This window comes from Candidatus Binatia bacterium (genome assembly GCA_036493895.1).
Lineage (GTDB): Bacteria > Desulfobacterota > Binatia > UBA1149 > CAITLU01 > DATNBU01.
The window spans coordinates 249,553-274,936 of record DASXOZ010000013.1 but is presented as its reverse complement, the minus strand read 5'-3'; the positions used below and the strand labels follow the sequence as shown (position 1 = coordinate 274,936).

General features: G+C 67.5%; 24 protein-coding genes. 6 read left to right on the top strand and 18 right to left on the bottom strand.

Annotated features, from left to right (window positions below; genetic code table 11):
* Positions 1–32: 32 nt before the first annotated feature.
* From lspA to VGK20_03270, 3 genes are all read right to left on the bottom strand, one after another.
* Entirely contained in the window at positions 33–515 is a 483-nt protein-coding gene (gene lspA, locus VGK20_03280) for a signal peptidase II (protein ID HEY2773059.1), read from the bottom strand.
* Positions 512–3,277 carry an isoleucine--tRNA ligase gene (gene ileS / locus VGK20_03275; protein ID HEY2773058.1) on the bottom strand — a complete coding sequence of 922 codons (2,766 nt, stop codon included), beginning with the start codon at positions 3,275–3,277 and terminating at the stop codon, positions 512–514. Before ileS ends, lspA begins: the two co-directional genes overlap by 4 nt.
* Positions 3,278–3,433: 156 nt before the next feature.
* Positions 3,434–4,060, bottom strand: coding sequence for a UdgX family uracil-DNA binding protein (locus VGK20_03270; GenBank protein ID HEY2773057.1), 627 nt, complete (start codon positions 4,058–4,060; stop codon positions 3,434–3,436).
* Positions 4,061–4,201: 141 nt separating this feature from the next.
* On the opposite strand from VGK20_03270, the gene VGK20_03265 reads away from it, so the two are divergent.
* Positions 4,202–4,396: a hypothetical protein gene (locus VGK20_03265; GenBank protein ID HEY2773056.1), complete on the top strand. Its 195-nt coding sequence runs from the start codon at positions 4,202–4,204 to the stop codon at positions 4,394–4,396.
* A gap of 98 nt (positions 4,397–4,494) precedes the next feature.
* On the opposite strand, the gene VGK20_03260 is transcribed toward VGK20_03265, so the two are convergent.
* The 5 genes from VGK20_03260 to VGK20_03240 all read right to left on the bottom strand — a co-directional run bounded on the left by VGK20_03260 (position 4,495) and on the right by VGK20_03240 (position 8,080).
* Positions 4,495–4,788 carry a DUF3553 domain-containing protein gene (locus tag VGK20_03260; protein ID HEY2773055.1) on the bottom strand — a complete coding sequence of 98 codons (294 nt, stop codon included), beginning with the start codon at positions 4,786–4,788 and terminating at the stop codon, positions 4,495–4,497.
* Positions 4,789–4,873: 85 nt separating this feature from the next.
* Positions 4,874–5,092, bottom strand: a complete 219-nt coding sequence (locus tag VGK20_03255; protein HEY2773054.1) for a glutaredoxin family protein — start codon at positions 5,090–5,092, stop codon at positions 4,874–4,876.
* Positions 5,093–5,107: 15 nt separating this feature from the next.
* The gene (locus VGK20_03250; GenBank protein ID HEY2773053.1) at positions 5,108–5,905 is read right to left on the bottom strand and encodes a lysophospholipid acyltransferase family protein; all 798 of its coding nucleotides are present in this window, start codon (positions 5,903–5,905) and stop codon (positions 5,108–5,110) included.
* 18 nt (positions 5,906–5,923) lie between these two features.
* Positions 5,924–7,459 carry a DEAD/DEAH box helicase gene (locus VGK20_03245; GenBank protein ID HEY2773052.1) on the bottom strand — a complete coding sequence of 512 codons (1,536 nt, stop codon included), beginning with the start codon at positions 7,457–7,459 and terminating at the stop codon, positions 5,924–5,926.
* 15 nt (positions 7,460–7,474) lie between these two features.
* Positions 7,475–8,080: a thioredoxin fold domain-containing protein gene (locus VGK20_03240; protein ID HEY2773051.1), complete on the bottom strand. Its 606-nt coding sequence runs from the start codon at positions 8,078–8,080 to the stop codon at positions 7,475–7,477.
* Between the two features lie 215 nt (positions 8,081–8,295).
* Here VGK20_03240 and VGK20_03235 point away from each other — a divergent pair, with 215 nt between their 5' ends.
* Both VGK20_03235 and VGK20_03230 read left to right on the top strand, forming a co-directional pair.
* Positions 8,296–8,916, top strand: a complete 621-nt coding sequence (locus tag VGK20_03235; GenBank protein HEY2773050.1) for an acyloxyacyl hydrolase — start codon at positions 8,296–8,298, stop codon at positions 8,914–8,916.
* Positions 8,917–8,934: 18 nt separating this feature from the next.
* Positions 8,935–11,112: an adenylate/guanylate cyclase domain-containing protein gene (locus VGK20_03230; GenBank protein HEY2773049.1), complete on the top strand. Its 2,178-nt coding sequence runs from the start codon at positions 8,935–8,937 to the stop codon at positions 11,110–11,112.
* A 45-nt stretch (positions 11,113–11,157) separates the two neighbouring features.
* Here the strand turns inward: VGK20_03230 and VGK20_03225 are convergent, their stop codons facing one another.
* From VGK20_03225 to VGK20_03210, 4 genes are all read right to left on the bottom strand, one after another.
* Entirely contained in the window at positions 11,158–11,751 is a 594-nt protein-coding gene (locus tag VGK20_03225; GenBank protein HEY2773048.1) for an OmpA family protein, read from the bottom strand.
* 55 nt (positions 11,752–11,806) lie between these two features.
* Positions 11,807–12,295: a FecR domain-containing protein gene (locus VGK20_03220; GenBank protein ID HEY2773047.1), complete on the bottom strand. Its 489-nt coding sequence runs from the start codon at positions 12,293–12,295 to the stop codon at positions 11,807–11,809.
* A 258-nt stretch (positions 12,296–12,553) separates the two neighbouring features.
* Complete coding sequence (ribB, locus tag VGK20_03215) at positions 12,554–13,693, bottom strand: 3,4-dihydroxy-2-butanone-4-phosphate synthase (GenBank protein HEY2773046.1); 1,140 nt, start codon at positions 13,691–13,693, stop codon at positions 12,554–12,556.
* Positions 13,690–14,190: a glutathione peroxidase gene (locus VGK20_03210; GenBank protein HEY2773045.1), complete on the bottom strand. Its 501-nt coding sequence runs from the start codon at positions 14,188–14,190 to the stop codon at positions 13,690–13,692. Before VGK20_03210 ends, ribB begins: the two co-directional genes overlap by 4 nt.
* Positions 14,191–14,322: 132 nt before the next feature.
* Between VGK20_03210 and VGK20_03205 the strand changes: the two genes are divergently transcribed.
* The gene (locus VGK20_03205; GenBank protein HEY2773044.1) at positions 14,323–15,555 is read left to right on the top strand and encodes a hypothetical protein; all 1,233 of its coding nucleotides are present in this window, start codon (positions 14,323–14,325) and stop codon (positions 15,553–15,555) included.
* Positions 15,556–16,013: 458 nt separating this feature from the next.
* Positions 16,014–17,114 (top strand): SGNH/GDSL hydrolase family protein, encoded by a 1,101-nt coding sequence (locus VGK20_03200; GenBank protein ID HEY2773043.1) that lies wholly within the window; start codon positions 16,014–16,016, stop codon positions 17,112–17,114.
* A gap of 228 nt (positions 17,115–17,342) precedes the next feature.
* On the opposite strand, the gene VGK20_03195 is transcribed toward VGK20_03200, so the two are convergent.
* From VGK20_03195 to VGK20_03180, 4 genes are all read right to left on the bottom strand, one after another.
* The gene (locus VGK20_03195; protein HEY2773042.1) at positions 17,343–18,137 is read right to left on the bottom strand and encodes a hypothetical protein; all 795 of its coding nucleotides are present in this window, start codon (positions 18,135–18,137) and stop codon (positions 17,343–17,345) included.
* 118 nt (positions 18,138–18,255) lie between these two features.
* Entirely contained in the window at positions 18,256–20,085 is a 1,830-nt protein-coding gene (glmS, locus tag VGK20_03190) for a glutamine--fructose-6-phosphate transaminase (isomerizing) (GenBank protein HEY2773041.1), read from the bottom strand.
* Between the two features lie 5 nt (positions 20,086–20,090).
* Complete coding sequence (glmU, locus tag VGK20_03185; GenBank protein HEY2773040.1) at positions 20,091–21,731, bottom strand: bifunctional UDP-N-acetylglucosamine diphosphorylase/glucosamine-1-phosphate N-acetyltransferase GlmU; 1,641 nt, start codon at positions 21,729–21,731, stop codon at positions 20,091–20,093.
* Positions 21,732–21,824: 93 nt separating this feature from the next.
* The gene (locus tag VGK20_03180; protein ID HEY2773039.1) at positions 21,825–22,838 is read right to left on the bottom strand and encodes an SdiA-regulated domain-containing protein; all 1,014 of its coding nucleotides are present in this window, start codon (positions 22,836–22,838) and stop codon (positions 21,825–21,827) included.
* A gap of 17 nt (positions 22,839–22,855) precedes the next feature.
* Between VGK20_03180 and VGK20_03175 the strand changes: the two genes are divergently transcribed.
* Positions 22,856–23,425, top strand: coding sequence for a L,D-transpeptidase (locus tag VGK20_03175; protein HEY2773038.1), 570 nt, complete (start codon positions 22,856–22,858; stop codon positions 23,423–23,425).
* Between the two features lie 60 nt (positions 23,426–23,485).
* On the opposite strand, the gene VGK20_03170 is transcribed toward VGK20_03175, so the two are convergent.
* Together VGK20_03170 and VGK20_03165 are read right to left on the bottom strand one after the other, a co-directional pair.
* Positions 23,486–23,956 carry a hypothetical protein gene (locus VGK20_03170; protein ID HEY2773037.1) on the bottom strand — a complete coding sequence of 157 codons (471 nt, stop codon included), beginning with the start codon at positions 23,954–23,956 and terminating at the stop codon, positions 23,486–23,488.
* Positions 23,957–24,109: 153 nt separating this feature from the next.
* On the bottom strand, positions 24,110–25,291 hold the full coding sequence (locus VGK20_03165) for a thiolase family protein (protein HEY2773036.1): 1,182 nt from the start codon (positions 25,289–25,291) through the stop codon (positions 24,110–24,112).
* Positions 25,292–25,384 lie beyond the last annotated feature (93 nt).

The window sequence follows — 25,384 nt, the reverse complement described above, 5'->3', positions numbered from 1 at the left end:
CGGCGCCGGGGGACCGGCGCCGCCCGACGTCTTCAGTCCGGAGCCCCGCGCGGCGACGCCATCGAGGCGAGCAGCAGGACGACGACGCCGCACGAGATGAAGCTGTCCGCGACGTTGAACGCCGGCCAGTGCCAGTCGCGCACGTAGACGTCGAGGAAATCGACGACCTCGCCGTAACGAATCCGGTCGAACAGGTTTCCGGCGGCGCCGCCGATTACCGCGGCGATCGCGAGCCGCTGCAGGATGTCCTCGCGCGCCGTGCTCGCCAGGAGCCAGACCAGCGCCCCGACCGTGATCACCGCGAATGCGACGAAGAACGTGACCCGCCAGGCATCGGGAAGGTTCGCGAGCATTCCGAAGGCGCCGCCGCGGTTGCGCACGTACGTCAGCGAGAAGAACGACGGAATCACCGGCACCGACTCGCCGACCTGCCAGTCGCGCATGATCAGGTGCTTGGTGTACTGGTCCAGCGCGAACACCACCGCGACGATCAGCGCCAGGATGCGGGGCTTCACGATGGGTCCAGTGCAGTCACCACCGGATGGCAGCGGTCGCAAAGCTCGGGATGATCCGCGAAGGTGCCGACGGCTTCCGCGTAGTTCCAGCAGCGGCCGCATTTCGTTCCGCGCGCTTTCTCGACGGTGACGGCCAGGTTGCCGTTGCCGCCGGCAAGCTCGACCTGCGAGACGATGAACATCTCGCAAAGAGCGCGGTTGCCGATGGACTGGAGCATCTCGCCGTCGCGGCCGCCGGCCGCGACGGTCACCCTGGCCTCGAGCGATTGTCCGATGCGCCCGTCGCGGCGGTGCTCCTCGATCGCCTTGGTCACGACGGCGCGGATCTCCCAGAGGCGCTGCCAGCGCGCCAGCAGTGCATCGTCCTTCCACGCGGGATCGGCCACCGGGAAATCGGTGAGAAACACGCTCGAAGCCTCGCCTTCGCGCCGCGACGACGGCATCGCGTGCCAGATTTCCTCAGCCGTAAAGCAGAGAATCGGCGCGATCACGCGCACCAGCGCATGAAGGATCTCGTGCATCGTCGCCTGGGCGCTGCGGCGGCCGCGCGAAGTCTTCGCGCTCGTGTACAGCCGGTCCTTCGCGGCATCGAAGTACAGCGCGCTCAGGTCGACGCTGCAGAAGTTGTTGAGCGCGTGGAAGACGATGTGGAACTGGAACTCGTCGTAGGCGTGGCGGCAGCGGCCGAGGAAATCGTCGAGGCGCGCGAGGATCCAGCGGTCGATCTCGTTGCGTTCGCGGTGAGGCACCGCGTCGGCCGGATCGAAGTCGGAAAGATTGGCCAGAAGGTTGCGCGCGGTGTTGCGGATGCGCCGGTAGGAGTCGGCCAGCCGCTTCATGATCTCGTCGGAGATGCGAACGTCCTCGCTGTAGTCTTCCGAGGCCACCCACAGGCGCAGGATGTCGGCGCCGTAGGTCTTGAGCACGTCCTGGGGCGCAACGGTGTTGCCGAGCGATTTGGACTGCTTTCGGCCTTCGCCGTCGAGCACGAACCCGTGCGTCAGCACCGACCGGTACGGCGCGCGGCTGCGCGTCGCCACCGACGTCAGCAGCGCCGAGTGGAACCATCCGCGGTGCTGGTCGCTGCCTTCGAGGTAAAGATCGGCGACCGTGCCGGCGCCGAAGTCCTTCTCGACGACCGCTGCGAAGCTCACGCCCGAGTCGAACCAGACGTCGAGGATGTCCGTCTCGCGCTCGAAGCGGCGGCCCGAGCACGACGGGCAGGCAAAGCCTTCCGGAAGGAAATCCTCGACCGGGCGCGCGAACCACGCGTCGGCGCCTTCTTTCTCGAAAATCTCGGCAGCGCGAAGGGCCAGCGCAGGCGTCGCTTCGACGTTTGCGCAGCTCTCGCAGCGCACCGCAATGATCGGCACTCCCCAGGCGCGCTGGCGCGAAAGGCACCAGTCGGGGCGGCCGGCGATCATTCCGTGGATGCGCTCGCGGCCCCACGCCGGAATCCAGCGCACGGTGTCGATCGCCTCCAGCGTGCGGTCGCGCAAGGACGCGTGCTCCATCGACAAAAACCACTGGTGGGTCGCGCGAAAAATGATCGCCTTCTTGCAGCGCCAGCAGTGCGGATAGCTGTGCTCGATGTCTTCTTCGGCAAGCAGCACGCCGCGTGCGGCGAGAAGATCGAGGATTGCGCGATCGGCGGCGAACACGAACTGGCCCTGGAACTCGGGGACTTCCGCCGTGAACAGGCCGCCGGCATCGACCGGCGCGTAAGCTTCCAGTCCGTAACGCAGCCCGACGACGTAGTCGTCCTGGCCGTGCCCGGGCGCGGTGTGCACGGCGCCGGTACCGGCCTCCAGCGTCACGTGTTCAGCGAGGATCACGAGCGAATCGCGATCGATCCACGGATGACGCGCCTTCACACCCTCGAGCTCGCGTCCCTGGAACGTCGCGAGCGTCTTGCCGAGCGGAAAACGCTTCGCGAGAGCAGGGATGAGGTCGGTGGCGACGACGAGGCTGCGATCGGCCGACTCGACGAGCGAGTACGAGAAGTCCGGCGACACGGCCACTGCGAGGTTGGCCGGAAGCGTCCACGGCGTGGTCGTCCAGATCGCAATCGACGGGCGCCGGTCGGCGAACGGTGCCAGGGGCCCTTTCGCCTCGATCGGGAACGCGACGAATACCGATGTCGTCTTCTTCGTCTCGTAGTCGACTTCCGCCTCGGCCAGCGCCGTGCGGCACGAGGCGCACCAGTGCACCGGCTTCTTGCTGCGGAAGATGCCGCCGGTCTCGAGGATCGCCGCCAGCTCGCGCGCTTCCTGGGCCTCGTAGTCGAAGTCTTTCGTCAGGTAAGGGCGATCCCATTCGCCGAAAACGCCGAGGCGGCGAAAATCGTCGCGCTGGATTCCGACGTACTTGTCGGCGTACTGGCGACAGAGCTTGCGCACTTCGACGAGACTCATTTCGGCGCGTGCCTTGCGCCCGACGTTCTTCTCGACCTCGAGCTCGATCGGAAGGCCGTGGGTATCCCAGCCCGGCCGGTACGGCGCGCGAAAGCCCGCCAGCGTGCGGTACTTGACGATGATGTCCTTCAGGATCTTGTTCAGCGCGTGACCGATGTGGATGTTGCCGTTCGCGTACGGCGGTCCGTCGTGCAGCAGGAACAGCGGCGCGTCTTCGCGGCCGGCGAGCATGCGGCCGTACAGGTGCTCGGATTCCCACTTGGCGAGCATCGCGGGCTCGCGCTCGGGAAGGTTCGCGCGCATCGGAAAATCCGTTGCGGGAAGCTGGAGGGTGCTCTTGTAGTCCATGGGCGCGCCGGCAGGCAGCGGCGCTGCCGCTGCAGTTTTCGGGGAAGAGCTAGTTAGCAACGGGACGCGAGGCGGGCAACCTCCTGGCCAAGACATGCCGGGCGGCAATCGCCTCGCGGTGCTTACGCCAGGCGGGCAACCGCCGGCGCGGCGGGCTCACGAGCGTTCGATGAATCGTCTGGCAATGGCCAGGTCGGCAATGAATCGACGCGTTTCGGCGCGACGGGTCTCGTCGTCGGGCGCGCGCAGCAACGAAGACGGATGCACCGTTGCCATCGCCGGCACGCCGTACGCCGTATCGACGATCTTGCCGCGGTCTCTGGTTACCCGCAACGCTGCTCCGAGCAGCGACTGCGCCGCCGTCGCTCCGAGGCATACGACGAGCTTCGGCTGTACCGCCGCGATCTCGGATTCGAGCCAGGGCCTGCACGCGACCATCTCCGTCGTGTTCGGCTTCTTGTGGATGCGGCGCTTGCCGCGCGGCTCCCATTTGAAGTGCTTGACGGCGTTGGTGACGTAGGTATCGCTGCGCTCGATGCCCGCTGCTTCGAGCCCGTGATCGAGAAGTTTTCCGGCCGGACCGACGAAGGGCTTCCCGGCAAGGTCTTCGTCGTTCCCGGGCTGCTCGCCGACCAGCATCAGGTCCGCTCCCCTGGCGCCGACGCCGAACACCGTCTGGGTGCCGCGCTTGTACAGGTCGCAGGCCCGACAACTTGCCGCTGCCTCGCGAAGCGCCGCGAGCGTGGGACGCGAAGGCAGGGGAGCTTTCGCTGCGCGAGCCATCACCGCAGTCCATGCGGCCGGGATCGCGAGTGTCAACGCCGGGCACTTCGACCGATCCGCCGATCGAACGCGATCGAACGGAAAATCCCCGTTTGCGCCCGCCAACTGGCCTTCGCCGGCCACCCGCGCTACACGGCGGGCATGGCCAAGAGGCTGCAGGTCAATTTCCACAACCCGGTCCTCACGATGGTCGCCGAGGACGGCCAGCCGCGCCCCTGCGCGCGCGGGGTCGGCTGGGTCAACGAGGACACGCTGCGCACGCTCGAGAAGCTGCACATCGCACGCACCGACGCGAAGGGTAATCCTCTGCCCGAGGCGATCCGTCACACGCGCTGACGTGCGTCGCCTACGCGCTGACACGCGGTGCCTACGCGCTGACGTGCGTCGCCTCGCTGCACTTTTCGAGTAGCGGCCGCTACGCAGCCCGCGCCGCGTTATCCGCGACTGGCAATTCGGCGTCTCGATCCGGGACCCGAGCGCACGCGCTGCATGCGGTCCCAGTCGAACGACATCTCGCGCCGCACTCCCATGAAGTAGCAGCACATCTCGTGATCGAGATCATTGTGGAACGTGCGCTGTTGTCCGTCTTCGAACAGCACGCGCACGAGGCAGGTTCCGCCGACGATCGTCGACGTCATTTCCTCGACAACAGCTCCAGTGCCCCACTCTTCGTGCGAGTCGGAGTAGACACGGTCGCCGAGGCGCAAGTAGAGGCGCTTCTCCTCCACGAGCCGGGACCTTACACAACTGACGGGAATCTGACCAGTCTTTTTTTCGGCAACGAAGCAAAATCCGCTGCCCGCAGGTGGTCGATCAGAACTCGGTGCCGCCCTGTGGCGCAATCTCGATCTTGGCGCCGTCGACGACGACCGGCACGATGCGCCGGCGTCCCGTGAGCTTGACCAGCTCGGGAATGCATTCGGGGTTTGCGCCCACGTCGATCTCGCGGAACGCAATGCCGCGCTCGCGAAAGCTTTCGCGCAGGCGCCGGCTGAACTCGCAGTCGCCGCGCGTGTAGATCGTGACGGCCATGATGCACGCGGCCTGCTAACCGAGGAAGACCGACTCGCGCTCGTCGAGACTGCGCCGGATGAGCACTTCTACGCTGCGGCGCACGCGCGCCGTCATCGCCTCGAAATTCGGCGACCCGCCGAAGCGCTTCTCGCGGTGCAGCGCGATGCGCGAGCCGAACGATATCGTCCACTTCGTCGGCAGCGGCAGGATGCCGAGAGGGCCGAGCAAAGGGAAGAACGGCGTCACGGGCACGTACGGCGCCCCTAGCGGGGCATTGCCTTCCTGGCTGCGGCCGAGCAGGGGATACGCTTCCTCGGCGCCGACGATGGAGAACGGGATCACAGGGGCGCGGTGCTTGACCGCCAGCCGTGCTGCCGACGTCGAGAACCTCTGCAGGCGATACCTGTCGTCGAACAGCTTGGCCACGCCGCCGACGCCTTCCGGGAAAATCACGACGAGCTCGCCTCGCCGCAGCAGCGCATCGGCGACCTGGTAGCGCGCCGGCACACCGCCGGCGCGGCGATAGAAGTCGGCCAGCGGCGGGATGCCTTCGATGAAGCGATCGTAAAGCACCCGCGCGACGCGACGCGGGCTGGCCGCTTCTTCTTCGCGGTCGAGCGCGTACGCGAGCATCACGGCATCCAGCGGAAGAGCGCCCGAGTGATTGCCGACGAGGATCGCCGGACCGTCTCTGGGAACGCGTTCGATTCCGCGCAGCGTGACGCGCCACCAGCGCTCGAAAAGGAAACGCAGCGCCGGCCGCAGCCGCTCGCGCAGCTCGCGGTCGACGACGACGTCACTCCATCGTTCGTCGCTGCCGGCGGGGGACATCGTGCGGGAGCCGCCCGTTCAGCCGGGCTCGCCGGCGGTCGCGTTGCCGTCGCCCGAAGGAGCGGCGGCGTCACCGGAGCGGCGACGTCGGCGGCGGCGACGCTTGCGGCGCGGGCCGGCGGCGTCGGCCGCCTCCTGCGCCGGCGGCGGCGAAGATTCGGCTTGCGCGCCGGATGCAGGCGCGGCGGCACCGGCATCAGTCCTTTCGATCGAGCCTTTGCGTTTCGAACGCGAGCGGCGCTTGCGACGGCCTGGAGCGCCGTCGCCTTCTCCCGCTTCGCCCGCGGCGGGCGCTTCCTCTGCGGCACGATCCGCTTCGACCGGGACAGGCTCGACGCGGGCCGGGCGCGGCTGCGGCCGCGGCATCCTGACCAGCTCCGCAGCGGGGAACGTGTGGGGGACCGACATCCCGATGAATTCCTCGATCGCCTCGAGCGAGTAGACGTGATGCTCGCAGGCCAGCGAGTACGCGATGCCGGAAGCTCCTGCGCGCGCGGTGCGCCCGATTCGGTGCACGTAGTCTTCCGGATCCTGCGGAAGATCGTAGTTGAAGACGTGGCTGACGGCCTCGATGTGCAGGCCGCGCGACGCGACGTCCGTCGCGACGAGGATGGAGATGTTGCCTTCCTTGAAGTCGCGCAGCGTGCGGATGCGCCTTTTCTGGTCGACGTCGCCCACCAGAACGCCGACCGCGTAGCCGTGGCGCTCGAGCCTCTCGGCAACGAAGTGCACGCCGCGCCGGGTATTGACGAACACCAGGGCGCGCGATGGCTTTTCGCGCAACAGCAGGTTCAGCATGACCGGCAGCTTCTCGTCGACGCCCACGTGGTAGACGAGCTGCTCGACGCGCTCGGCCGTCACCTGCTCCTCGTCGATCGCGACGCGGTGCACGTCGTGCATGTACTCGTAGGCGAGCTCGAGCACGCGATACGACAGCGTGGCCGAATACATGAACGAGGCGCGCTCGGTGGCCGGCGGCATCTTGGTCACGAGGTAGCGAAGGTCGTCGACGAACCCCATGTCGAACATGCGGTCGGCCTCGTCGACGATCAGGATCTCGGAATCCTTCAGCGTGAAGACGCGCTGCTTGAGATAGTCGATCAGGCGCCCCGGGGTGCCGATCAGCACGTCGACGCCTTCGGCCAGGCGGTCGAGCTGCTTGATGTAATCGACGCCGCCGTAGACCGCGTGCAGCACGAGGCCCGTGTGCTTGCCGAGCAGCTTGGCCTCCTCGAAAATCTGCATCGCCAGCTCGCGAGTGGGGGCGATGATCAGCACGCGCGGGCACGAGCCCTTGCCCTGATGGCGGCGCGGGCGACTGAGCAGCAGCGTGAACGCAGCGATCAGGAACGCGGCCGTCTTGCCGGTGCCGGTCTGCGCCTGGCCTGCAATGTCACGGCCGGTGATCGCCGTCGGCAGCGTTTCGGCCTGGATCGGCGTGCAGAAGGTGAACCCGGCATCTTCGATGCCGCGCCGGACGCTATCGGGCAGGTCGAGATCGGCAAAAGCCAGCGGCTCTCTGGCGATCGGTGTGGCAGGTTCTGCTGAAGACATTCGGTATGGGTTCCGTCAGTGGTTGGTTGCCGGCTTCCTCGTGCTGCTCAGCATCTTCGCGAATGTCGCCGCAGGGATGAAGCCGAGCTGGCGCTGCCGTTCCTGTCCGTCCGGTCCGAACAAGACGACAGTGGGCGCGCCGGTGATACGGAAGCTTTTCTCGACCAGGTCGAGGTAGGAGTTGGGTCTGGTCATGTCGACACGAAACAGGCGAATGCCGGCTGCAGCTTCCACGACAGCCGGCGAACGAAACGTCGTCTCGTGCATTTTCCGGCACGGCGCGCACCAGTCGGCCTCGAAGTAGAGCACAATCGGAACGCCATTTTGGCGAGCCTCGACGAAGAGCTTGTCTTCGAAAGGCGTGAACGCGAGCTCGAGCGCGGCCGGCTGCGGCTTCTCGTCGTCCGCGGCAGCCGGGGCCGCGGGTGCGGGTGCGGGTGCGGCATCGGTCGCGGGTGCGGCAGCGGCAGCCGCCGGTCCGATGACCGATGCGGCAGCGGCGGAATCGACCTTCGTCCCCGCCACCGTGTCCGCGGCGCGTGCAACGGATGCGACCGCGACGAGCGAGGCCAGTGGAATCAGGGCGCAGGCCGCGGGTCGCAGCCTGGTCGGGAACGGCAAGGGGGAGAAGCCTCGATGCGATGGAGTAAGTGTCACCCGGAGCTCGAGCGACTCGCGCCGCCCCGGCGCGCGTCGCCGCAGGGTAGCTTGGCACCACCTGATTTGCGAGTCGGCTCCCTTGGGGCTAATCACGCGCCGGCAGGCACCGTTCCGGGCGCTTGCGCCGGTCGCCAACCCTGCGGCAGTGCCGCGGGCCCCGACCACGAGGAAACCGGATGCCTGCAACTGTCCCCACCCAGCCTTCCCCTGCACGCCGCCGCCTCCGGCGAGTCCTGGCCGCCAGTCTCGTGGTCGCCATGCTCGAGGCGCTGCCCGCCGCCGCGCCGGCCCGCGCCGACCTGCTCGGAAACGGCCCGCTGCTGCTCGCGGGCTACTCGCCGGACCAGGACGTCAACAACCGCCAGCGCGACATCGCGCTGCTTTCGGTGGGCTGGCGCTGGCATTTCCAGGGCGCCGACTTCCTCGACAACTTCTTCGCGAAAGCCAAGACCGACTTCTCGTGGTCGGTCGAGCCGACGGTTGGCGGGATCTTCGGTGACGCGCACGCGTTCGAGGCCTCGGTAGTTCCGCTCGCGCGCTTCGCGCCGCTCGGCTGGACCAACGTCGTGCCCTACTTCGAAGGCGGCATCGGCCTGATCTTCACGACGCTGCAGAATTACGGTCTGGGATCCGAAGTGCTGTTCAGCGACAACGCCGGCATCGGTGTCACGTTCGGCAGCGACGACGGCCTGCGCTGGTCGGTCGGCTACCGCTTCCGCCACATCTCGCACGCCAAGATCTTCGGCCACCAGAACGAGGGCCTGAACGCGCACTTCCTCGTCATCGAGGTAGAGTAGCGCGGAAACGCGGACGCCATGGCCATCGCCAATTCCAACCCGACCACGTTGGCCGGACGCATGCCGAAGAGGCTGCGGCTAGTCGGCATCCTGCTGTCCGGACTGGTCGTCGCGTGCGGCATCTGGGCCGAGCGCAAGGAGCCCTGGTTCGTCGGCAATATCCACCACGCCGTATTCGATGCTTACCAGCGGTCCCAGCCGCGCACCTACCAGGCCGCGCCGGTGCGCATCGTCGACATCGACGAGGCGAGCCTGGCGCGGCTCGGCCAGTGGCCGTGGCCTCGCAACAAGGTCGCCCTGCTCATCTCGACGCTGCGGAGTCTCGGCGCCTCGGCGATCGCGTCGGACTTCATCTTTGCCGAACGCGATCGCACGTCGCCTGCGTGGCTTTCTTCGGAGTGGCGCGACCAGCCCGACGTCGCCGCGGCGCTCGGCAGGCTGCCCGACTACGACCAAACGCTGGCCGACGAGTTCCGTCGCGGCAACGTGGTTGCCGCTTTCGCGCTGACCGAGGAGGCCGGCGGCAACACACCGGTCGGCAAGGGCCGCTTCGTCCGCATCGGAGCCCAGGAACCGCTCCGCCTGACCAATTACAACGGCGCGGTGGTCTCGCTGCCGCAGCTCCAGGAAGCGGCGGCGGGCAACGGTGCCGTCAATTTCAGCCCCGACCGCGACGGCGTGGTGCGGCGCGTGCCCCTTTTCGTCGCGAAAGACGGCAACAACTTTCCCGGTCTCGTTGCCGAGGCTCTGCGGGTCTCGAGCGGAGCGAGCAACTACACGCTGACCGCCGAGACCCGCTCCGACGGCACCGCCGCGCTGAGCAGCGTGCGCATCGGCAATTACACGCTGCCGACCGACTCGTTCGGCGGCACGCTGATCTACCTGACCGAGCCGGTGCCGGAGCGCTACGTTCCGGCATGGAAGATCATGGAAGGCCAGGGCGAGGGGCTGATTCCCAAAGGCTCGATCGTCTACCTCGGGTCATCGGCTACCGGTCTGCAGGATCTCCGCTTCGGACCTCTCGGCAAGATCGTCCCCGGCGTCGAGATCCACGCCCAGCTCACCGAACAGGCGATGCTCGGCGTGTTCGCGACACGGCCGCTGTGGGTGCAGGGCCTCGAGACGTCGGTGGTGGTGCTGGCGTGGCTCGTGATGCTCGCGTTCGGCTCGCGGCGCCGCGTGCTGCCGGCGGCGCTGGCCGCCGCGGTGGGCATCGTCGTGATCAGCAGTGCGGCCATTTACGCGTGGCGACAGATGCTGGTGCTGGCCGATCCGGTATTCCCGAGCCTCGTGCTGCTCGCGACGTTCGTCGCCTACACGGTGCCGCGCCAGCTCGCGACCGAGAACGAGGGGCAGTGGATCCGCGACGTGTTCGCGAACTATCTTTCACCGAACCTCGTCGAGCACCTGATCAAGAACCCCGGGGAATTACGCCTCGGCGGCGAGCGGCGCGAGTGCTCGTTCGTGCTCACCGACGTGGCCGGGTTCACGACGATGGTCGAGTCGATGGCCGATCCCCAGGAGCTGACCGAAATCATCAACGAATACCTCGAAGGGATGGTCAGCATCGCATTCGAGCACGACGGCACGCTGGACCGCATCGTCGGCGACGCCGTCGCGGTGCTGTTCTCCGCACCGGTCACGCAGCCGGACCACGCCGAGCGCGCCGTGCGCTGCGCGCTGGCGATGGACCGCTTCGCCAACGACTACTCGAAACGCTGCATGGCCGACAACATCCCGTTCGGATTGACGCGCATCGGCGTGAACACGGGCGAAGTCGTCGTCGGCAACTTCGGCGGCAGCTCCCACTTCGACTACCGGCCGCTCGGCGACCCCATCAACACCGCCGCGCGCCTGGAAACCGCCAATCGCCAGCTCGGCACGCGCATCTGCGTCAGCGGCACGACCGTCGAGCGCTGCGCGAGCTTTCACGGCCGCCCCGCCGGAACGCTGCACCTCAAGGGCAAGACCCACGGCGTCGAGGTCTACGAAGTGCTGGCCGAGGATGATCCGAAGTGGCTCGCGATCGAGCGTTACAGGCGTGCGTTCGAGCTGATGGGCGCGAACGATCCGGCCTGCGCCATTGCGTTCGAGGACATCCTCGCCGGGCAACCCGACGACGGGCTGGCGGCGTTCCATCTCGCGCGACTGCGTCGCGGAGAAAGCGGCACCAGCATGGTATTCACGGAGAAGTAGGATCGGCGGGCGCGCGTCCTTCGCGCCCGCGCCATCGCAGGAGCGTCAGCGAACCGTCACTTCGACGCGGCGGTTGCGCAGCTCGGGGACATCGTCGGGAGTGGGAATGGCCGGCCTCGTCTCGCCGTAGCCGTCGAGCTGGATACGCTCGATCGGCACTCCCGCCTTCACCAACGCGTCGCGCACCGCGTATGCCCTCTCGAGCGAGATGAACTCGTTGAGGTCGGCGGAAGCCTTGCGGTCGGCGTGGCCGGCCACTGTCGCGTCGACACCGGGGCGCTTGTGCACCTCGGCGAGCATGTCCTGGAAAGTCTTGTAGGAGCTCGGGTCGATCTGGGTGCCGCCCGGCTTGAAGTAGATCGTGTAGCTGATGAAGCGCGGCGGCCGCGCGCCGAAGGCCTTCGCGAAGACCTTCTCGATCTCCTCGACCTTGAGCTGCCACGGCGAGCTCGGCGCCTTGGTGCGGCGGTCGATGGTCGTTGCCGAGCCGGACTTGTCGAGCCACTGCTGGCCCTTGTCGTTGGAAACGATGACCTTGCCGGATCCGCCGCCCGGATTGTCGAGCAAAACGACGTAGTTCTTCGGAGCGCAGGCGCCGGCCGCCATTGCCAATGCAAGGACGATGGCGCTGCGCTTCATTGCTCCGTGGGCCTTTTTTCTCTGCTGCCGATCCGAACCGCGAGTCGCGCTATGGTCAGCCCTTCTTCGACGGATGCTTGGCGGTCTCGTCGGCAAACTTCTGGCCCGGTGCGACGCGCACGACGAAGTGTGTGCCGCGCATGCCGATCACGCCGGTCGGCGTCTCGATGGCAACCGACTCCGGCGCAAGCTTGCCGAGCATGCCCGACACGAAGTCGAGCGTGCCCTGGCTGACGCGCGCGACGAAGCCGAGCTGCTTGGAAGCAGGCTGGTACGCGTACTTGTCGAGCAGCAGCACGGTCTCGGGACCGGCCGACAACGTCGTGCCGTCTTTCATCGTGACGCCGAGGCTCGACTCCTTCGCAGTCTTGAGCGTGTCGTTCTCGAACACCGCCGCGCCGACCGCAAGGCTGCGCTCGCTCCCGTCGCGGACGACACTGGACGAGCCGGACACGGTCTTCACGTACCCGATCGCCTCGGCGGCAGACGCCACCCCGGAAGCGGCGAGCGTCAAAATGATGGCAGCAAGAAGGATCCTTCGCATGACGACCTCCTGGAGGTACACGGCCGGCTACCGCGATTCTGGCCTGGCGGTACCCGCACCGATCCGTACACGTCGTTGGTAACCGAAAGCCCCCGACATTGCTAGGGCTTCGTCTACTTTCCCTTCCGGACGCCGTCGGACCCCGCGGTCTCGATCGCACGCGGTCCGCATGTGCGGCGACGGCGCGGGCGGCAACCGCGCGTCCGGGAGCGGGAAATCGGCGTTTCGCCTTGTCCGGCCGGCCGTGGACCCGCCCTTTCAGACGGGAACGACTTCGACGACTTCCAGGCCGTAGCCGGCCAGGTTCGGCAGACGGAACGGGGAGTTCGTCAGCAGGCGGATACGGCGCACGCCGAGGTCGCGAAGGATCTGGGCGCCGATTCCGTAGTCCTTGAAACTGGCCAGGCGCACGTTCGGATTGGTGGTGGCGGGGCCGCCGCCGCCTTCGGCAAGCATCTCTGCGCCGCGCCGGTGGCGCCGGACGTACAGCAGCACCCCTTCGCCGTCGGCAGCGATCTTCGCCATCGATCTGTGAAGTACATCACCCGTATTGCGCTGCGCGGACGCGAACACGTCGCCGGGCAGGTATTCGGCATGGGCGCGCACCAGCAGAGGTTTTTCCGGATCGATCGCGCCCTTGACCAGCGCGATGTGTTCCCCTTCCTCGACGCTGGAGCGATAGACGTGGGCGGTGAACTCGCCGCCGTAGCGCGTGGGAAGCCTCGCCGTGGCCACCCGGCTTACCAGCGACTCGTTGTGGAGCCGGTACTGGATCAGGTCGGCTACCGTGGAGATCTTCAGGCCGTGGGTCTCGGCGAAGGCGACGAGATCCGGAAGCCGCGCCATCGTGCCGTCTTCCTTCAGGATCTCGCAGATGACACCGGCGGGTTGCAGGCCGGCGAGCCGGCAAAGGTCGATCGAGCCCTCGGTCTGGCCGGTGCGCACCAGCACTCCACCTTCCCGCGAGCGCAGCGGGAAGATGTGTCCCGGGATCACGAAGTCGCCGGCGTCGGCCGAAGGGTCGGCGGCAAGCCGGATCGTGCGGCAGCGGTCGGCGGCCGTGACACCTCCCGCCGTGCACGAGCGCGCGTCGATCGAGACCGTGAAGCCCGTGCCGAGAGGCGCGGTGTTCTCGGGCACCATCATTCTCAGGCCGAGCTTCTGCATGCGCTCCTCGGTGATCGGCATGCAGATCAGGCCGCGAGCGTGGCGGATCATGAAGTTCACCTGGTGGACGGTGACCTTCTCGGCTGCGACGACGATGTCGCCTTCGTTCTCGCGGTCCTCGTCGTCCATGAGGACGATCATGCGGCCGCGGCGGATCTCTTCGATCACCTCGGCCACGGGCGCGATCGGCGAAGCGCGGCCGCCTTCGCCGGCCTTCGCGAACATCGTCATCGCGAAGCTGCCGACAGCGCCTTCTCGATGTCTGCGACCAGCGCGGGGTCTTCGGGAGTGACCATCGGCGAGTAGCGTCCGATCACGCAGCCGTCGGCGCCGACGAGGAATTTGGCGAAGTTCCACTTGATGTCGCCGGGACCGTCGGGCGACGTCGGCTCGCCGGTCAGCCACGCGTACAGCGGATCACGGCCGTCGCCGTTGACGTCGATCTTGGAGGCGAGCGGGAACGTCACGCCGTACGTCGTGGAGCAGAACGACGCGATTTCGGTTTCGTTGCCGGGCTCCTGTCCCGCGAATTGGTTGCACGGGAACCCGAGCACCGTAAAGCCGCGAGCCGCGTACTTCTTCTGCAGGTCCTCGAGCCCGGCATACTGCGGAGTAAGGCCGCACTGCGATGCGACGTTGACGATGAGCACGGTCTTGCCCGCGAGCTCGGCAAGAGAGCGCGGGTTGCCGTCGATGCTGCGAATCGAAAAGTCGTGGAGGCTGCTCATGCGAGGGACCGTAGCGCGTCGGCCGGGCGGGTCCAAGCGGCGCGGCGCGGCTGGGGCGTCAAGCTGGAGATCGGGAGGGGAAGTCCCGACGCGCACGGCGTAAGCTGGCTCCCCGTGCGCAAGTTCTTGCCGATGCTTTCCAATCCTGCGTGGCCTGCGGGCGCCGCGGCGGCGGCCCGTCTGAGCATCCTGCTCATCGTGCTGGCTCCGCTCAGTCTGCTCGTCGTGGCGATCCTCGCTGCCGCGTCCCCGGCGGCGTACGCGGATTCGACGCGTACCCATTGCGACGTCGCATTCGATGTCGGTCCTCTCGGCGAGCACACCTCGGCGGGCCTGCTCGACTTCACGGTCCAGTACCTGCGGCCGAAGATTTTTCCGCTCGACCCGCAGGGGCAGGTGCGCTGCACCGGCGTGGCGCCCGGGTCGGCCGCAGCGGCCGCCAACCATTTCCTCGGCTCCCAGGCGGGAGCGCTGACGGTTGCGTTCGCGTCGGCGGCCGGTGCACCGCCCTCGTCGGAAGTCCTGCGCTGCGACGTCTATTCGGCCGGCGCCAGCACGCCGACCGCTGACGATTTTTCCCAACTCGTCACCGTCAGCGCCCGCGACGCCGCCAGTGTCGCGATCGATCCGCTTCCGTCGGTCAGCATCGGGACCATCCGTTGCGGCGATGCGGGCACGACCACGACGACGACCACGACGGTGACGACCACCACCCGTGCGCCGTCGAGCACGACGACCACGACGCTGGAGCCCCGGGACTGTACCGTGAAGTTCCGCGTGGATTCGGCGACGAGCCTGGCGCGGGTGCGCTTCAGCATCGACTATTCGAAGGCCGGCGGCCGTCTGCCGCAGGTTCCGTCGGCCTCCTGCGCGAGTCTCCTCTCCTCGGCCGGCATCGGGATCGAAAGCTCGGAACCCCGTACGATGACCGTGGACCTCGTCTCGGTGACGGCCTTCCACGGGCCGGCGGACCTGGTCACGTGCAATTTCGTTCCGGTCAGCGAGGTTGCCGGGCCGTCGGCCTTCGTGGTCAAGGCTCTTGCAGCCAACGACGCTTCCGGTGCGCCGGCCGGCCTGCCGACCCTGTCGGCCAGCGGCGTCGACTGCGTCGCGCCCACGACGACGACGGCGCCGACGACGACCTCGACGCTGCCGTCCCATTGCGGCGATGCCAACAACGACGGGATCCTCGAAGCGGGCGATGCGCTGGCCGCTCTCAAGGAATCGGTGGGCCTCGCGTCCGCTTGCACGCTGGCCCGCTGCGATGTCGACGACAGCGGCACCATCACCGCCGGCGACGCGCTGAAGATCCTGAAGGCCGCCGTCGGCAGTCCCGGCGTCGTGCTCGACTGTCCGGTGGCGTAGCGATCGGGGCGGCAGGGGTTTGCGGGTGCGAGGTGCCGGCTGGCTGGTGCCTGACTCGCTGGTGCCTGACCCTATTCCTCTGGTGCCTGACCCCATTCCTGTGGTGCCTGACCCCATTCTCACTGTGTAATAGTGGTTGTCCGCAATTCTTGGCGGCTGCGGGTCGATGCCCGCAGACGGGCGTTGAGAGGAGTGGCGGCGTTCACTTGTGCGGGTTGCTGCCCGCACGGCCGGCGACCGGCGTCCAGACTGGGGGCCTAGGAAAGCTTACAGTACGCAGTTGCGTTCGGTAATGACGAAAAAACTCACTGGATACCGGCACTTACCGCGTTTTTTTATCTTCCAAAACTCTGGCGTGGCGGCAGATTGGATGGTACACCCCTCTTCGACCGCGGAGACCACCCTGGGACAAGGGCCGCGACGCTTAATACACAACAAGGGTTTTTGGAGGGCACGAAATGAATCAGAGGAATTTGCAGCGGAGACTGGCGCTGCTGTCTGTCATGGGATTTCTGGTGGTAGGAAGCGAGGCCTACGCCAGCACGCTGACTCAGAATCTTTCGTGGACGATCGACCGTCCGAACACGTCGGCCAAGTACCGCGTGGTCGCCTACGGTGACTCGATCTACGCCGGCTACGACACTTCGATTTGGGACCTCGCACTGTTCTCGGCCAATACCGTCAATGCGGACTACCTCCAGCACGCCTGGAACGCCGACATGGATATCCAGAACCGCTGCAAGTCCGGCGCGGTGGCCTCGGACGTCTACAACAACAAGATCGTCTCGGAGTCCTCGTACATGACGCCGAGCAACGTCCGTGCAGTCAGCTTCGAGATGTGCGGCAACGACGGCCTGCAGTCCCGCAGCAACCTGAAGGGCCAGAGCGGTACCTGCAACTTTGGGGTTCTGGACACCGCGCTGAACAACTGCACGACGTACCAGCAGAATGCGATGACCTACATCAACGCGCACGTGTACTCGGGCGTGAAGGTCAAATCGATCTCGAACCTGTACTACCCCGGCTACAACGCCGACAACGTGCAGAGCACCTGCAAGGACGCGACCACGGGTGCGACGGTCAACATGCGCAACAAGTTCCTGCCCTACCTGGCCCACATGAACTGGAGGGCCTGCAACTTCGCGAATACGTATGGCTTCAAGTGTAACGACAACTTCGCGAATTTCATGGGCGCGGACTACGACAGCAACGGCGACGGCCAGGTCGACTCGACCGCCCTCAAGTACGTCCAGGGCGAGACCGAGGCGGCCTACGTCACGCGCATCACGTCGACGCTGAAGTCCACGATCCGCGACGCCAACACCCACTACGCGACGTCGTCGACCAGCTACGACTACATCCAGTCCGACGACACGCACCCGACCTACGACGGCGGGACGGTCTCGACCGGCATCATCCCGGGCGGCACCGCGAGCGGCTCGTCGACGCCGGACCTGACGGACAGCCAGTACGTAGGCGGAAAGAACCCGTTCTGGAACCATTACGGCCACGAGCGCATGGGCTGGGGCCTGTCGGTCTTCAACCCGGCCACCCCGTGACCTGACTTCGCGGCCGCGATCCGAACTTCGCGGCAGGGCTCGGTCGCGAAAAAAAGAAGGCCCGGGTGCACACCGCACCCGGGCCTTCGTCGTTCTGGACCGCGGTCAGTTACGGCTTGTAAGCGCCGCTGCCTGTTTTCAATGGCCGGAGAGCTAGGGCGGGATTGCGCAATGCGTCACCGAGCGTCCCCGGCAGTCCGGACCGCACTTCGGGCCGGTCGCGGGCGATCAGGCCGTCAGCCTGAGAATGATCCACGCGGGGATGCCGATGAAGAAGGCCAGCTTGCCGACGATCTCCATGGAGCGGCGAACGGCGATGGCCCGCGACGGCGCCGCCAGCGTCCCGGCCATGCAGGCCGCCTCGAGGGCGACGCGGAACACCGCCGCGATCATCACGAGGTAGATCGACCAGGACACCCACCAGATCGCGAATGCGAGCAGGTAGGCCTGCAGGCCGAAGGTGTAGTACTCGCCGAAGGTGCCGCCGTACGTGATGTACTGGTGAAGCCGGAACACCGGCAACGTCGGCACCAGGGAAAAGGCGACGAACTTGAGGACGGGGTTGTCGAGACGCCCCGGCCGGTTGGCGTAGCGCGCGTTCGCGTAGCGCACCGCGAAGGTGCCGAGCACCTCGCGTACCTCGTCGCTCGCGCCCGCCGCGCCGAGCGCATCGATGAGGCCGACGATGTCGGCGACCTGCAGCGCCAGCGAGAAGCGGCGTCCCGACCTCAGCCGCAGCCACAGCCCCGGACCCGGAAGCGGCACTCGCCACGGCTCGATCGCTGCGATTGCGCCTACCGGAATCTCGGTGCTGCGCTCGCGCTGCTCGAGCACCAGCGCGCCGTCCTCGACGCGGAGCCGGCCGGCGAACGCCCTGGCGATGCACCAGGCAGCGGCTTCGGGGGCGAGGAACAGGCCTGCGAAGAGCCGCATCTGCTTGAGCGGATTGAGCGGCGGGTTGCCCGAGAACATGACGTACGCGACGGTGACGAGAAGGCTGCCTCGCGCGAAGACGACGAACACCGATGCGGCGACCCGCCATGGCGGCGGGCAGGCGGCAACGCCGGCCTCCCACGGGTGCGGACTTGTCCGCGACTCGCGGAGGGATCCATTCGTGTCCATGACGGTCGGCGCGGCCGCGTCACTCCACCGTGACGCTCTTGGCCAGGTTGCGGGGCTGGTCGACGTCGGTGCCGCGCTCGACGGCCACGTGGTAGGCGAGAAGCTGCAGCGGGATCGTCAGCAGCACCGGCATCAGCAGGCTCTCGGTGCGCGGCACCGTGACGACCCACTCGGAGATCCGCACCAGCTCGAGATCGGCGTCGTCGGTGACCGCAAAGATGCGGCCGCCGCGGGACTCGACCTCCATCAGGTTGCTCAGCGTCTTCTCGTAGACCTCGTCCTTCGGAAGCAGCACCAGCACCGGCATGTTCTCGTCGATCAGCGCGATCGGGCCGTGCTTCATTTCCCCCGAGGGATAGCCCTCGGCGTGGATGTACGAGATCTCCTTGAGCTTGAGGGCGCCTTCGAGGGCCACCGGGAAGTTCACGCCGCGGCCGAGGTAGAGCATGTCGGAAGCGGCGGCGATCTGGCGCGCAATGCGCGCGATCGGCTCTTCTTCCTTGAGCGCCGTCTCCATCAGCAGCGGCAGCTCGACCAGGGCCTGCACGTAGCGCGCTTCGTCGGCGGCCGACAGCCTGCCCTTGCGACGCCCGAGCCACACGGCGACGAGGTAGAGGGCGGCAAGCTGCGTCGTGAACGCCTTCGTGCTCGCGACGCTGATCTCCGGGCCGGCGTGCGTGTACAGGACGTGGTCGGCCTTTCGCGCGATCGATGAATCGACGACGTTGCAGACGGCCAGCACGGTGGCGCCGCGCGCGTGCCCCGCTTCGATAGCCGCCAGCGTATCGGCTGTCTCGCCGGATTGGGAGACGACGATCATCAGCGTGCGCGAATCGGCGACGGGCTCACGGTAGCGGTACTCGCTGCCGTAATCGACATCGACCGGCAGGCGCGCCAGACGCTCGATCGCATAGCGTCCGATCAGCGCTGCGTGCCAGGCGGTGCCGCACGCAACGATGGTCAGCCGGTCGAACGAATCGAGCCGTTTCTCCAGCTCGCCGAGCTCCGAAAGGTTGACGGCCCGGTCTTCCTGGCTCAGCCGGCTGCGCAGCGTGTCGACCACCGCGACCGGCTGCTCGTGGATTTCCTTGAGCAGGAAGTGCTTGTAGCCGCCCTTCTGCGCAGTGACGGGGTCCCACGTGATGCGGCGCGACGCGCGCGAGACGGGACGCCCGTCGAACGTCGTCACGGCAACCGACGTGGCCGTCACTTCCGCCATTTCCCCGTCTTCGAGGAACATCACGTCGCGCGTGTAGTCGAGCAGCGCGGGGACGTCGGACGCGATGAGGTTCTCGCGGTCGCCGACGCCGATCACGACCGGCGTCGCGTTCTTGGCGGCGACGAGCCGGTCCGGCTCGGCCGACGACAGCGTGACGATCGCGAAGGAGCCGCGAAGCCGCGCGATCGCGGCGCGCGTGGCGTCGGCAAGGCCTTTTCCCGCACGCCGCTCGCGATCGATGAGATGACCGATCACTTCGGTGTCGGTGTCCGAGCACATCGTGGCGCCGGATGCGGCCAGCTCCGCGCGCAGCTCGAGGTAGTTCTCGATGATCCCGTTGTGGATCACGACGACGTCGCCGGCGCGGTGGGGATGCGCGTTGCGCTCCGAAGGCTTGCCGTGGGTTGCCCAGCGCGTGTGGCCCATGCCGGTGGTGCCGCTCATCGGCTTGGCGTCGAGAAGCGCCTGGAGGTTGTCGAGCTTGCCGACCGCGCGGCGCACGTCGATTCGCCCTTCGTCGAGAATGGCGAGGCCGGCCGAATCGTAACCGCGGTATTCGAGCTTCCTCAGCCCCTGGACGAGCACGCGCTCGGCCTGTCGGTGCCCGACGTATCCTACGATGCCGCACATGGCCGTCAGCGCCTCGCCTTCGATCGTTTGCCCGCGCGCGGCTTGCCGGCAGCGGCGGCGGATTTGCCGGTTTTCAAGGAAGGGTTGCGGGACTTGCCGGCGGTCTTGCCCGGCTTGGCGGCCGTGCTGCCCGGCTTGGCAGTGGCCTTTACGGGCTTGGCGGGCTTCGCGACGAGCTTGGCGCCGGCCGCCGGACGCGTGCGTTTGCGGAAGGCCTCGACCCACCCCGCGCGGCCGCGCTGCGGCTTGTCGTTGAACGCCAGCGAGCCGGGCTCGACGTCGCGCGAGATCGTCGAGCCGGCCGCAATGTACGCATCGGCGCCGACGGTCACCGGCGCGACGAGCTGGGTGTCGCTGCCGATCTGCACGCGGTCGCCGATCACGGTGCGGTGCTTGTCAAAACCGTCATAGTTGCAGGTGATCGTGCCGGCTCCGATGTTGACGTCGGTGCCGACGCTGGAATCGCCGATGTAGGCGAGGTGGTTGGCCTTCGAGCGGGCGCCGATCGTCGCTTTCTTGACCTCGACGAAGTTGCCGATGTGCACTTCTTCGGCCAGCTCCGCGTCGGGCCGCAGGTGGGCGAACGGGCCGATGCGGGCGCCGCGCCCGATGCGGGCGCCGTCGGCAACCACGCCCCAGCGCAGCAGCGCGCCGTCGCCGACGACGGTGTTGCGAAGATGGGCGTTGCCTTCGATCGTGCAGCCGCTTCCGATCGTGACCTGTCCTTCGAACCGCACGTTCGGTCCGACCACGGTGTCGGCGCCGAACTTCGTCGTCACCGAAAGCATCGCGGTGGCCGGATCGAGGAAAGTCACTCCGTCCTGCAACGCCCCGTCGATCAGGCGTTCCTGCATCAGGCCCTCGATGCGCGCGAGATCGGCGCGGGTATTGACCCCGTGGCCTTCGTCGCCGTCCTCGAGCGCGACGCAGCTTGCCGCGTTCTCGGCAGAGGCGGCCTCGATGAGATCGGTCAGGTAGTACTCGTTCTGGGCGTTGTTGCGTCCGAGGCGCGCGAGCTCGTGGAAAAGGAACGAAGCCTGGAAACACCAGGTTCCGGTGTTGATCTCGCAGATCTCGAGCTGGTCCTCGTCGGCGTCGGCTTCCTCGATGATGCGGATGTCGCCGCCGGCACTGCCGCGCACGATGCGCCCGTAGCCGGTCGGGTCGTCGACGATCGCGCTGAGCACGGTGGCCCTGGCGCCGACGCGCCGGTGCAGGCGCACGAGCTCGCGCATCGTCCCGGTGCGCAGCAGCGGTGCGTCGCCGCACAGCACCAGCACGTCCCCGTCGAAGCCGGCGAGCGCCTTCTTTGCCTGCAGCACCGCGTGGCCGGTGCCGAGCTGGTGCGGCTGCACGACGGTCGTCGCGCGCGCTTCGACGGTCGCGCGCACGCGCTCGCCGTCATGTCCGACGACGACGACGAGCGGCGAAGGAGAAAGCGGCGTCACTGCGTCCAGCACGAGGCTGACCAGGCTGCGGCCGGCCACCTCGTGAAGCACCTTCGCACGCGGCGATTGCATGCGCTTGCCCTGGCCGGCCGCGAGCACGATCGCGGCAAGCGGCCTGCGGCCGGAGCGGGACGTCGGAGGAAGGAAGCGGGCCGGCCGTGGCGCGGCACCCTTGCGGGAGGCTCTGGGTATGGTCATGGGTTCTCGAGGAAGGCGCAGATTAGACCAGTTTTGCGTTCGGCTCGACAGGCGGCGGCAGGGCAGGGGGTCATTGCGGATTCAGCGGCGGATTCAGTGGCGGGTGCGCGCGGCGCCGGGCGCCTGGCCCGGGGCCGGCGCCGGCGGCCCGGAGGCCACATCGGCGCGGAACGGATCGCCGTCGGGTTTCCACAGGACGAGGCCGCCGGAGTCCTGGGCGATCACGATGCGGCCGTCCGGAAGGCGGGTGAGCCCCTCGGGCATGAAACCGGGCACGTGGACGCTGCGCTCGAAATTGCCGTCGGCATCGAGGACGGCCACGCGGCGCCAGATCGCCGACAGCACGAGGAACTCGCGGGTGTCGCTCTTCCACGTGACTTCCGACAGCGGCGCCGGGCTGACCGGGACTACGCGCACGATGGTCGCCGTCAGCATTTTTTCCTTCGATGACCGCAGCGGCGTCGCGAGCTCGACGAGCACCGGGGGATCGTACTGGTTGACGGCCCAGAACCGGCCTCCCTCGGGATCCTTGTCGTCGGGAACGAACGTCAGTCCTTCGACCCCGTCGCCGCCGCGCCGAAGAAAATTCGGATCACCCTTCCAGGTCCTGTCGATCGTGATGCGGCGCAGCGTCTTGAAATCGTCGGGACGCACTTCGTAGATCCATTCGCGGCCCTCGTGCGCGACGTAGAGCAGGCCGGTCGCGGGATCGACGGTGATCGCCTCGAGGTCGCCGCCGAGATGAAACCTGCGCAGCAGCTTTCCATCCACCGAAACTTCGCCGAGGTCCCCGTCGTCGCCGGCGACGAACAGAGTACGGCGGCCCGGGTGCCAGACGATTCCGGAAGGCTCGAGCAGCTCCGGAAGGGCCCATTCGACAGTAGCGGGATCGCGCACGGCCGGGCTCGCGGCGAGCATCAGCGGACTGGCGAGGAGCGCCAGCAGCGCGGCGGCTCGCGAAACGAGCTTCCGCTTTGCGGCCGCACGCGCGACGAGCTTCGGCATTGCTTCGCCGCAGCCTGCAGCGGCGCGCGTCACGGCGGCCGCGGCGCCGATTCCTGCGGCGGTTGCGGCATCGCACACCGCGTTCGAAGATGCAGCCTGCAAGAGAGCGTTTATACGCCATGGAACGGACGCGATTCAATGCACTGGCCGGCATCGCCGCGGCATCGTTGACAGCATGCATTGCCGCGGGCCGCGCATGCGCGGACGAACGCGTACCTGCCGCCACACGCGTCTCGAGCGCCGCGGGGGTCGAGGTCGTCGTCTACAAGTCGGAGCGAAAGCTCGCACTCTATCGCGGCGGACGGTTCGAAAGAGAATTCCGCGTCGTGCTCGGCCTCGATCCCGACGGCGCCAAGCTCCACGAAAACGACGCCCGCACTCCCGAAGGTCTCTACCGCATCATTGCCAGGCATCCCCATGCGCGATGGCAGTTTTATCTCGCGCTCGACTATCCGAACGCGCGCGACCGCAGGAATTACGAAGATGCGCGCGGTGCCGGGCGGATTCCCGACGACCACGGAAAGCCATTTGCGATCGGCGGCTCCGTCGCCATCCACGGCAACGATCGCCTCGTCGTGCAGGACGCCGGCATCGACTGGACGAAAGGCTGCATCGCGCTCTCGGACCCGGACATTCGTGCGGTTGCAGCGGAAGTGCCGGTAGGAACACCGGTATGGATCGTACCGTAGTGTCCGAGCCGGAAGGCTGCGGAAAAACTTCTGCCGGCGGTTCCGGTTTTGCGCAATTTGTCAGCCGAGATCGTGGTCGGCTCGCGCCGCGACGACGCGGCGCAGGACTTCTTCGATCGCGCCTTCGTAGTGCCTGACGTCGTCGCCGATCGGCCGGTCGTCGCCGTCCGGCTCCGGGTCGATCTCGCTGACGACGACGAACTCGGCCTCGCCCGCTTCGTCCCAGTCGACCAAGGCGTCGGCAACGTCGCCGCGGTCGCAGACGACGAAGTCCGCGCCCTCGAGCAATGTCGGACGCCGCGAAAGGTCGGGGCAGACCGCGCTCGCGGCATCGATTCCGACCGAGTGCAGCGCCGCCAGGCCGGCATCGCTGATGCGGCCGGCGCCGGAGTCGATGCCGCCGAGCCGGATTTCCAGGCGATCGGTCCAGCCCAACGTCGCTGCCGCAGCCGAAAGCAGGTGCTCGAGCGCGATGGCGCGGTCGGGACTGGTCCCGCTCGCGATGAGGATCACTTTGCGCGATGCCGCCACGGGCGGCGTTCTATCACGAAAAGGCGCGCGCGGTCGCCTGGCTGCGCGCGCGACGCCGGTCGCCCCCGGCCGGGAGGCCGCCGACGTTGGCGCAGCGGCCGGCTCCCGCGCGAAATCGCGTGCGGGAGCCGGGCCGTCTGCGAACGTGCGCGCTCAGCAGGCTTCGAACAGCGCCGCCATTCCCTGGCCGCCGCCGATGCACATCGTGACGATGCCGTAGCGGCCGCCGCGGCGGCGCAACTCGTAGAGAAGGTGCCCGGTCATGCGCGACCCGGTCATTCCGTACGGATGCCCGATGGCAATCGAGCCTCCGTTCGGATTGATCTGCTCGTCGCTGATCCCGAGCTGGCGCATGCAGTAGAGAAGCTGCGACGCGAACGCTTCATTCAGCTCGACGACGTCGATGTCGGAGATCTTGAGGCCCGCGCGCTTCAGGAGCTTCGGCACTGCGTAGACGGGGCCGATGCCCATTTCCTCGGGGCGGCAGCCGGCCACCGCGAAACCGCGGTAGATGCCGAGAGGCTGGATGCCGAGGGTCTTGGCTCTCTGCGACGACATCAGCACCGTGGCCGACGCGCCGTCGCTCAGCTGGCTCGCGTTGCCGGCAGTGACGGTGCCCGTCGGACGAAACGACGGCGGCAGCGAGGCAAGTCCGTCCAGCGTCGTGCTCGGGCGGTTGCACTCGTCGCGGTCGACGAGCTTGTCCTCCATGACCATGTTGCCGTCGTTGCCCTTCTTCGCCCACTTGACCTGCATCGGCGCCATTTCGTCGTTGAAGGTGCCGTTCTCCTGGGCGGCAGCGGTGCGCTGCTGGCTGCGCAGCGCGAACGCGTCCTGGTCTTCGCGCGAGATCGCGTAACGCTCGGCGACCACTTCGGCCGTCTCTCCCATTCCCATGTAGACGCCCGGCCACAGGTCGAAGACCTTCTGGCTGACGATGCCGTCGGCATTCATCTTGCCCTGGCCCATCGTGATGCTTTCGACGCCGCCGCCGATCGCCGCGTCGGCGCCTTCGTTGATGACCTGGTGGGCAGCCATCGCAATGGCCTGCAGGCCGGAGGAGCAGAAGCGGTTGACCGTCGTGCCTGCGACCGTCTCGGGCAGGCCGGCACCCAGCGCCGCTACGCGCGCGATGTTCATTCCCTGGGCTCCCTCGGGAAAGCCGCAGCCGAGAATGCAGTCCTCGATCTCGCGCGCCTCGAGCGCAGGAACCTGCTCGAGCGCGGCCTTGATGACGTGGCTCGCCAGCTCGTCCGGTCTCGTCGCATTGAACGAGCCGCGGTACGACTTGGCCAGGCCGGTGCGCTTGCTCGCAACGATGACGGCTTCTCGCATGGATCGAACTCCTTGAAGTCGGGGCTCGGCCGGACGCCTTGCAGTCGTCCGTTGCCGGCCCGGCGACCCTACGCGGAAGCGTCCGGGTTTGGA

Bases quoted from the DNA above. Each gene is read 5' to 3' on its own strand.
- ileS (HEY2773058.1), bottom strand. From the start codon at position 3,277: ATGGACTACAAGAGCACCCTCCAGCTTCCCGCAACGGATTTTCCGATG.
- VGK20_03270 (HEY2773057.1), bottom strand. From the start codon at position 4,060: ATGGCTCGCGCAGCGAAAGCTCCCCTGCCTTCGCGTCCCACGCTCGCG.
- VGK20_03265 (HEY2773056.1), top strand. From the start codon at position 4,202: ATGGCCAAGAGGCTGCAGGTCAATTTCCACAACCCGGTCCTCACGATG.
- VGK20_03255 (HEY2773054.1), bottom strand. From the start codon at position 5,092: ATGGCCGTCACGATCTACACGCGCGGCGACTGCGAGTTCAGCCGGCGC.
- VGK20_03250 (HEY2773053.1), bottom strand. From the start codon at position 5,905: ATGTCCCCCGCCGGCAGCGACGAACGATGGAGTGACGTCGTCGTCGAC.
- VGK20_03245 (HEY2773052.1), bottom strand. From the start codon at position 7,459: ATGTCTTCAGCAGAACCTGCCACACCGATCGCCAGAGAGCCGCTGGCT.
- VGK20_03235 (HEY2773050.1), top strand. From the start codon at position 8,296: ATGCCTGCAACTGTCCCCACCCAGCCTTCCCCTGCACGCCGCCGCCTC.
- VGK20_03230 (HEY2773049.1), top strand. From the start codon at position 8,935: ATGGCCATCGCCAATTCCAACCCGACCACGTTGGCCGGACGCATGCCG.
- VGK20_03225 (HEY2773048.1), bottom strand. From the start codon at position 11,751: ATGAAGCGCAGCGCCATCGTCCTTGCATTGGCAATGGCGGCCGGCGCC.
- VGK20_03220 (HEY2773047.1), bottom strand. From the start codon at position 12,295: ATGCGAAGGATCCTTCTTGCTGCCATCATTTTGACGCTCGCCGCTTCC.
- ribB (HEY2773046.1), bottom strand. From the start codon at position 13,693: ATGACGATGTTCGCGAAGGCCGGCGAAGGCGGCCGCGCTTCGCCGATC.
- VGK20_03210 (HEY2773045.1), bottom strand. From the start codon at position 14,190: ATGAGCAGCCTCCACGACTTTTCGATTCGCAGCATCGACGGCAACCCG.
- VGK20_03205 (HEY2773044.1), top strand. From the start codon at position 14,323: ATGCTTTCCAATCCTGCGTGGCCTGCGGGCGCCGCGGCGGCGGCCCGT.
- VGK20_03200 (HEY2773043.1), top strand. From the start codon at position 16,014: ATGAATCAGAGGAATTTGCAGCGGAGACTGGCGCTGCTGTCTGTCATG.
- glmS (HEY2773041.1), bottom strand. From the start codon at position 20,085: ATGTGCGGCATCGTAGGATACGTCGGGCACCGACAGGCCGAGCGCGTG.
- glmU (HEY2773040.1), bottom strand. From the start codon at position 21,731: ATGACCATACCCAGAGCCTCCCGCAAGGGTGCCGCGCCACGGCCGGCC.
- VGK20_03175 (HEY2773038.1), top strand. From the start codon at position 22,856: ATGGAACGGACGCGATTCAATGCACTGGCCGGCATCGCCGCGGCATCG.
- VGK20_03165 (HEY2773036.1), bottom strand. From the start codon at position 25,291: ATGCGAGAAGCCGTCATCGTTGCGAGCAAGCGCACCGGCCTGGCCAAG.